Source organism: Bacillus mycoides (genome assembly GCF_001757995.1).
Lineage (GTDB): Bacteria > Bacillota > Bacilli > Bacillales > Bacillaceae_G > Bacillus_A > Bacillus_A mycoides_B.
On the sequence record NZ_LXLV01000079.1, the window covers coordinates 1 to 8637 of the forward strand.

Here is an 8637-nt window from a genome sequence, read left to right on the forward strand (position 1 = left end):
AAATTTAACAGTGTGTATTTTTTATAAAGTTTGTCCATTTTTCTTATTTACTGAATTGGAATTTTAAAGGGTCTATTAGTGAAAGAGATCTGTTATTAGCAAATACATATTGGATGGTCTTTGCTTATTATTTAAGTGACTGTACGAATAATGTAAATCCCAATTGTAAAAAGAACTAGGTTCAACCAAAGGACAGGTACATTTTAGATGTTGGCGTGTGTAGGCTATTTTCTTGTTATGAGTAACTTTCATTGATAGTAGTGAAATGCTCTGTACTTTACTCAACAAAATCAGCAAAACCTTTGACACCCCTCGTAATATAAAATAGTTTTATAAACGAAAGTTAAGGCTTATGCTCCACTAAATTCAACAAATTATATATATTCTTTATACTTTTGTAGACGAATGCAATAAATTACTTGAATTACTACGCATAAATATTTCAGCTGTTCCGTTTTCTCGAAAGCTAACTACAGGAGTACCGACAGAAACAAAAGGAGTGGCAATCCAATCAGACCATTCTGAATTATTACACACCTTTTGAAGTACAATATCATCTTTGCCGACAGCAAAAATCTCCAAACGATTAGCGCTACTGGAAGCAACAGATACACCTTGGAGCGGAGTTTCACCTAATTCTGACCAGGAACTCCAAACTGAACCATTCCATGAAATATGATTCAGTTTTGATTCAAGTCCAATTACAAATATATCTATTTGATTGGTTCCCCTTGAAACAGCCACGGGAGCTGATAAACAAACACCACCGATTGACTCCCATTTGCTCCATTCTTTTCCATTCCAATACTTATGCCACATCGCACTATCTAAGCCGACAGCAAAAATATCTAGCCGATTTTCACACCATGAAGAGACGGCAACACCATACTGGCAAAGCCCTCCAAGACTTGTCCATTCCTTTGATACTCCGATTCCTAATTCTTTGTGCCATACTGCGTTGTCTGGGCCAAGGACAAATACATCTATTTTATCAGCCGTTCTCGCAACAGCTGAAGGTGCCGAAAGACAAGAACCATCTATCTTGTCCCAATCACTCCATGAATTTTGATTCCAACTTTTATGCCAAAGAGCACAGTCAAAACCTACTGCGAAAACATCCATCTTCTTTTCATCAGTTAAGACAGCAGCAGGTACGTGAATTATCCTTCCTCCAAGGTTTTCCACAGTACCCCACTTCTGACCTTCTTCTTTTGACATCTGGTCAAAAGCGGCTTTGGCTTGAATAATTCCCGATCCAGAATAAGTGTTCCAGCCTTCTCCTCCTACGCTTTTGGCGGTTTTCATAAGCGCTTGTTTTGCTTGTTCTTGCGTTAAAGTTGGGCTAGCTTGCTTGAGTAACCCTACCACGCCAGCGGCAATTGGGCAGGCCGCAGATGTTCCCTTGTGTATAACATTATTTACGTTAAACTGAGCAATGCCACAGAAATCCGGTTTTTTTTGTTCTAATGCAGCAGGCCCGATACTGCTGTATCCTAACAGCTTTTCTTCGATATTGGCGGCTCCCACGGTCATTACACTTGGGTGACCGTTCGCTCCCCAGATACTTTTACCGGCACCAATGTCATTCTGACATTTGAAATCTGAGCATAATTGTCCACAGTTTCCAGCCGAAAACAAGACGAGAATCCCTTCCTTAATCGCTTCCACCACCATACGTGTGAAAGGGTGGTTCGGTTCTGTTGCATACCGTTCGTCCCATGCTTTCTGAAAGAGCCCCCAACTATTTGATAAGATATGAGGAGTACCATTTAAACGGTGTTGGTTAATTGCCCAAGAATAAGCTTGAATTGCATTACTTATCATGGCCGGTATGCTATTGTTTGGATCAGCAATTCGTAAGTCATATAGCTGGGTTTCTGGAGCCATTAACAAGGCATCTGTTGCAGTCATGTTGCCATGCTTATCCCAATATGCCCCCATTCCCCAACTGTCTATAGGAAAGCCGCCAATAACATTTGGAATCCTACCGTTTGGCGTACGCCCCATCGCTTCAATTCCACCGTCTACGATTCCGATAACAATTCCTTTCCCTTTAAATCCTTGTCTCCAAAGTTGATCGACACCTAAGTAAGCAGCCACATCTAAAGGATTGCCTTTAGCCGTTTCTGTATTACAATCAACACTCCCATGCATTATAGAGGTATCCGTAACAGTTCCCGTAGCAAAACAATTGGAAAACGGAGCAATTGGTGTGTCTAAGTAAACATCTATTACATCTACCTGTGATTTTATTTCTTCGATTTTCTCTTTTTTGATAGTTCCACGAACAAGTACGGCTTTTTCCATATTTACAGACATAGCTACCATTAAATGATCCTTCGGTTGTATATGAACTGGCTGAAATTCACGATCTATGTAGAATCCATATCTATCCAATGTAGATTCTGCAGTAGAGATTGCAAGACTTGGATTGGTATCTTGGGACATACGAATTTCAACAAGAACACGAACAATTTCTTGTTGAGATTCGTTATTTTCTGGCATTGTTGCACTTCCGAGATAATCGTTCATATTAAAATTTGTCATTTCTTTATTCCTCCGATTAATTATTTTGTCAAACGTATCAACCGGTTTAGATGCGAATGGTGGGCATTGAGCCCTAACCGAAGAGTTAGATGTCATAACAGATTTCTCTGTAAAACTATTGGAAAATGGGGCAATCGATGTGTCTAAGTAAACATCAATAATATTTGGTTGTGATTTTATTTCTTCTATCATCCTTTTTTCAATAATTCCACAAACGATTACAGTTTTATCCTCAGCTTCATACATATAGAGATGTTCCACTGGCTTTATGTTAACTGGGGCGAATTCACGATCTATTTTGAATCCAAATCTGTCCAAGGCGGATTCTGCAGCAAAGGTCGGATTGACGTCTTTGGGCATACGTATTTCAACAAGAACACGAACAATTTCTTTTTCATTTTCATTTGAAGAGTTATTTTCTAAACTTAGATTACTGTTCATATTTGAAAAAGAATCGGTATTATTTTGTGCACATTTGGGGTAATCATTCATATCAAAGTCTTTATTTACGTTCCAATTAGTCACTTTGTCGAATGCCTTCTTTGCTTGAATCATCCCCGCTCCGGCGTATGTATCCCATCCCCTAGTTCCCAAATCTTTTGCTGTTTCGATGAGTCCTTGCTTTACCAGTTTTGGTGAAAGTAACGGATTGGTCTGCTTACATAATGCGACAACCCCTGATACGATTGGACATGCAGCTGAAGTACCAGACTCTATAAGCGGATGATATCCTTTGAAATGAACTGGTGCACATAAATCTGGTTTGTGGGGATCTAACGCTGCAGGTCCCTGACTGCTGTATGTGGCTATATTTTCTTCAAGGTCAGCAGCTCCAACGGTTATGACTAATGGATGACCATTTGCTCCCCAAATATCCTTGCCTCCACCGACATTTCCATTGCAAGTAGCGTCTGAATGACCACAAGGTTCTCCGCAGTTCCCTGCTGAAAATAATACTACGATTCCTTCCTCAATGGCTTCTGCCACGATACGATTAAATGGATGATTGAGATTTGTTGCATAATCCATACAGTCGGTTGGATCAAAAATTCCCCAACTGTTAGATAAGATTTGTGGTGTGCCATCCTTGCGGTAACGCTCAATTGCCCAATGATAAGCGGCAAGCGCATTTGATAAAAGGGCCTCTGGTTTTTCATTTATGATTTCGGCAATCCGTAAATCATAAAGGTTCACTTCTGGTGCAATAAACAACACATCACTTGCAGTCATATTTCCGTGAAACGGCCAAGATGACTTTTGCCCCCAATTTTCTGTTGGAAAACCGTCGATTACTCGGTTAACCTGCCCATTTTTCGCTCTCCCTACGGCTTCGATTCCGCCATCAACAATTCCTACAACAACTCCTTTCCCCGTGTACCCATTACACCAAATTTCATGAGCTCCAAGATAGCGTACTACATCGGAAACAGTACCTGTCAGTTTTGGTATAGTAGTACAGATTGAGTTGTTTTGCGGTGGTATTTCAGGAACAAACGGCTTAATCACTGGGTCTGAATATACTCCCAAAACTTTTTCGTGAGCCCTTAGTTGATCCATATCCTCTCCCAAAATCTTTCCACGAATAATCACACCACTTTCATGAATTGATCCCATGGTTAGCCCCTCTCCTTGTGTATACGGCAAGGGGATTGGGCTGAAACCAAAATCTCTCTGAAATCCATTCAGATCAAAGGGATTTGAATCTCGTGCTAAGAAGAAATGATCATCTTCATGAGAGACACGCATTTCAACCATGACTGGAATTAAACGATTATTATCTGATTCCATATAAATCTCTCCTTTTATTCTATCTATTAATTTATTCACGTAATTATTGAACCCAATTAGGTTTTAATTTATTCACATAATTATTGAACCCAATTAGGTTTTAATTTATTCCGTCTGAGTAGGGGATTTTAATTTAGTGCCAAGATGTATAAACAGCTGTTGGATGGAAAGACTGAATTTGTAATTAAATGAAATATAAATGTTAGGGGGAAATATTAGTGAAAACCGGTTTATTAAAAAACATAGAGCTTATGGTTTTTCGGTCGAATCCAAATTACGGGATCGCTATGCTTGACCAATTACCTTCTCAAATAAAACAATTGTTCACTCATTTAGAGAATGATGAGAACCATTATGCTATTCTTTATCCGTTTTATTCATTTCAACTTGAAATAAAATCTATTTGTAAAAATACAGCTTTGCTTTTCTATACTCTGCAACAGCCAGGCATTCTACCTTCTAGTTTTAAAGCATTGTTTGGGGAAAACTCACTAGAATTAATCGCTAAGATGGTTCTAGACGGAATTTTAGAAATCCAGAATAATGGCTCTTTTATTTCTGGAACAGCTGCGTATCCACTCCTTTACGAATCTATTTTTGAAGAAAAAATAGATTCCTTAATCCCCAGACTATCTATTGAGGCTTTGAAACACGGTGATTTACTCGAAGGAGCCGATTATAATACGTTAATAGCACGTATGTACTTCTATAATCGGATTCCCAACTCGCCAGAATGGGAAAAAAAATATCCATCTCCCGAATCTGTTTTAAAAACTTTAGGTCTTGATAACGGGGATAATTTTCAGTCCCGATTTGATCAAAAATGGTCTTACCATAAGCAAAAGACAATTCAGTCTGGTTGGTTATCGTTTTCTGCTAAAGAGAAACGTACTTCCCAAACAGAAAACCAGAGTAAGTTCAAATTGTATATCAGTCCCTTTCCAAAACCTTATCTAATACGAGAGGTCTTCCAAGCAACAGCAGACGTACTTGGAGATATGAACGTACAGAATTTTAAGATTGGTCAAGATGTGATCGGCTTATTGAGACCAGATAAAATGGTTGCTTACTTTTCAAATTTTGAAGATTGTGAGGAAGCTGCTCTTCGTATTCGACAAAAAATAGAAGGTACACCTGCCCATGGCGTACCATTTACTGCTGATTTTTCTAACGATGGTTTACTTTCATGGGGAATGGATCCACCAATAGACATGCTATGGGGGCGTTTCAGTTGGCGTCTATGGATAATTTCCCAACTTACTAATTTCCTTTTCGAAGCAAAACTATATCGAGCAACCAACGTAGAACCTTGGAAATATGCACTCGAACGTTTACAAAACATGGGCATTGATTCTTCAACATGGGCTCCACCTCATCATTTATTTACTAATACTTTATCTGGAGGTATTAATCATGGATTTTCAAGAGGCTTTAACATTGCCTGAGGATGTGGAACTCACACCTGTAAAAGAGCTTCCTGCCGATATAAGAGCCAAAGTGCAGTGTAGTGTGGACTCTTATGTAATATCCCGTCCACGCTCTCGAACTCAGTCAACAATCGTTGACCCGGAAGGCGCTGCACTGCTCACAGAGTTCCGAAGTTCAATGACTATTTACGAGGCGGTTACCCGCTACAGCAAATTGAAAAAAAAAGATCCCAATAAAATTATGGAGCTGGCTTTTCCCTTGCTTATGAACTTTAAGAATTGGAACATTCTCGTACCGTCTAATTCGGAGCAGGCCAAACCAATACAACCATCGTTTCCTGAGGGGTACCAGTTTAATGAACTCGAACTAGATAAGTGCATTCAACTGGTGGAAGACAGTGAAATTTATCAAGCAAAAGATAAAGAGGGCAATCTGGTTGCACTTAAAATTATGCGTACTTGTCATAACAATAAAATTAATCAAGTGTATGAGTGGGAAACGACTATCCTAAAACATCTGGATGGAACGTTTACTCCAAAATACATTACCAGTGGAGTCACTGAGAATCGTAGCTATATTGTAATGGAATTATGCTCAGGTGAGCATGTCTCCAGAGTAGCGAAACGTTTTCGCGAACTTCCTATAAAAGAAAGTCGTAATAAACTTCTGGAGCTTTGCAAAAAAATTGTATCAGCATATGTTCATCTACATACAAATAATGTTATTCACGGAGATGTCCATCAAGGAAATCTTCTGTTCGAGGAAGAAGGTTCTCTAAAAGTAATCGATTTTGGTCTGGGTAGACTTGAAGGTACAGATAAAGATTTTTATCAACCATTCTGCGGAGGACATTTATTTTATTCTTCACCCGAGTATACAAAGCATGAACAGATAACACCTAGCGAACGGAAAGCAACATTTGCTTCAGAACAATATTCACTAGCAGCCATGCTGTACTTCCTAATCATCGGTGAACATTATCAAAAATTTTCGTTTGATCGTAACGAATTGTTCCGACAAATACGTGAGGAAACTATGTTATCCTTTACCGAATACGGGCAAGAACCTTGGCCAGAAATGGAAGAGATTTTAAAAAAATCCTTACATAAAGAGCCTGCTGGGCGTTTCCCTTCTATGGCTCATTTAGCTAAACAATTAAACCAAGTAAGGGTAGATACTGAGTCTTTTATACCAATAGAAAAAGAGACGATTGAAAAAACGGAGTATGTCGATTTTAATCCTGCTCACAATTTTTTAGATAATATCCTTAAAAGAATCGATACTCCATCGGAAAGCTTGTTCGCTGTCACAGCTGGAATGCCATTACCATTATGCTCTACACACAGTGGGATGAACGGGATCGCCTATGCACTATATCGTATTGCAAGTATCCAGGGTGATGCCCATTTACTGGCATTGTCAGATCGTTGGCTTCACAAAACGATTGCTAGTATGGGAGAGTCTAACGCCTTTTATACTAATACGAATCAACTCACCCCTGAGGTATTAGGTCGCGTTTCTCCGTTCCATACTCCAAGTGGGATTTATATGGTGCAAGCACTCATCAGTCATGCTATGGGGGATTTTGTAACACAGCAGTCCGCTCTTGACAAATTTGTAATGACATCTTCTGTTCCTTGCGATAATCTGGATCTCACACTTGGAAAAGCAAGCACGCTTCTTTCTTGCTCGATTTTAATGGATACAACGCATGACAATAAATTATTAAACAACAGTTCTTTGCTTGCACTAGGTGATACAATCTTGCAAAGCTTATGGGAAAAATTAAATCGTTACCCTACGATTCGGGACTGTCCAGAAATGAAATATTTAGGTATCGCACACGGATGGGCTGGTGTAATGTATGCCACCATGCGCTGGTGTCAGTCAACATGCAAACCTATTCCTAATTTTATCCCGGTTCGTCTACGTGAATTAGCCGAACTGGGGGAACCTACAGGCCGCGGGTTACGTTGGAAAAGCATTTTGTCGGATCAAGAAATTCCTTACAATTATATGTCAGGATGGTGTAATGGAACCGCTGGAATGGTTCATTTGTGGACTCTCGCTCACCAAATGATCAAAGAGAAAACGTACCTTGATCTCGCAGAAAAGTCGGCTTGGAACGTATGGGAAGAGCCTGCTGAGATTATTGGACTTTGTTGTGGACACGCTGGTCAAGCTTACTCTCTACTTAATTTATATAAGCACACTGGTGAAGAGATTTGGCTTCAGCGAGCCCAAGAATTGATGTTAAAAGGAGTTCACACAGCCACTTCAAATCCACAAGAATTGCCCAATAGCCTATTTAGAGGTGAAATTGGTTTAGCCGTATTAATCGCTGATCTCGCAAAACCAGAATCAGCTTGTATGCCTTTGTTTGAAGTAGAGGGATGGAGAGACCAAAGCTGATGAAATTAACTATGGAACAAATATCATTGGAGGTGTTAGTTCTATGTAAATGTATTTACTTCAATGGTTTGTTAAATTTTTCCTAGAGAGTATATTACATTAAATATATACTAATACTTTTTGTGTAGTTTCCCTGCAGGTGACTTCAAGAAAAATGCTGAAAGGATGTTAATATGCAAAACTTTAATTGGTCAAATCTTTGCAACGGTGGACAAAATGCTGGGCAGGGTTTCACTGCTAATCCGATTGCAACTAATATTGCGGCTGGTGGTCAATGCCTACCGGTAATCTCTGTTGTAACGCCTATGACACCATTGATTTCTCAATTGGTGTGCAACGGTGGACAAAATGCTGGGCAGGGTTTCACTGCTAATCCGATTGCAACTAATATTTCAGCTGGTGGTCAATGCCTACCGGTAATCTCTGTTGTAACGCCTATGACACCATTGATTTCTCAATTGG

The 8637-nt window shown here is 39.5% G+C and carries 4 protein-coding genes; 3 read left to right on the top strand and 1 reads right to left on the bottom strand.

The window, feature by feature from the left end:
- Nucleotides 1-387: 387 nt before the first annotated feature.
- Entirely contained in the window at nt 388-4335 is a 3948-nt protein-coding gene (locus BWGOE10_RS27600) for a S8 family serine peptidase (protein WP_070145970.1), read from the bottom strand.
- Between the two features lie 218 nt (nt 4336-4553).
- On the opposite strand from BWGOE10_RS27600, the gene BWGOE10_RS33025 reads away from it, so the two are divergent.
- From BWGOE10_RS33025 to BWGOE10_RS27615, 3 genes are all read left to right on the top strand, one after another.
- The gene (locus tag BWGOE10_RS33025; protein WP_070145971.1) at nt 4554-5780 is read left to right on the top strand and encodes a hypothetical protein; all 1227 of its coding nucleotides are present in this window, start codon (nt 4554-4556) and stop codon (nt 5778-5780) included.
- Nucleotides 5749-8175 (top strand): lanthionine synthetase LanC family protein, encoded by a 2427-nt coding sequence (locus tag BWGOE10_RS27610; RefSeq protein WP_070145972.1) that lies wholly within the window; start codon nt 5749-5751, stop codon nt 8173-8175. Before BWGOE10_RS33025 ends, BWGOE10_RS27610 begins: the two co-directional genes overlap by 32 nt.
- Before the next feature lie 173 nt (nt 8176-8348).
- Nucleotides 8349-8637, top strand: a 289-nt coding sequence (locus BWGOE10_RS27615) for a hypothetical protein (RefSeq protein WP_131798986.1), incomplete at its 3' end; no start/stop codon positions are given.

What these genes read in the sequence shown, in the direction of transcription:
- BWGOE10_RS27600 (WP_070145970.1), bottom strand. Translation starts at nt 4,335, where the DNA reads ATGGAATCAGATAATAATCGTTTAATTCCAGTCATGGTTGAAATGCGT.
- BWGOE10_RS27610 (WP_070145972.1), top strand. Translation starts at nt 5,749, where the DNA reads ATGGATTTTCAAGAGGCTTTAACATTGCCTGAGGATGTGGAACTCACA.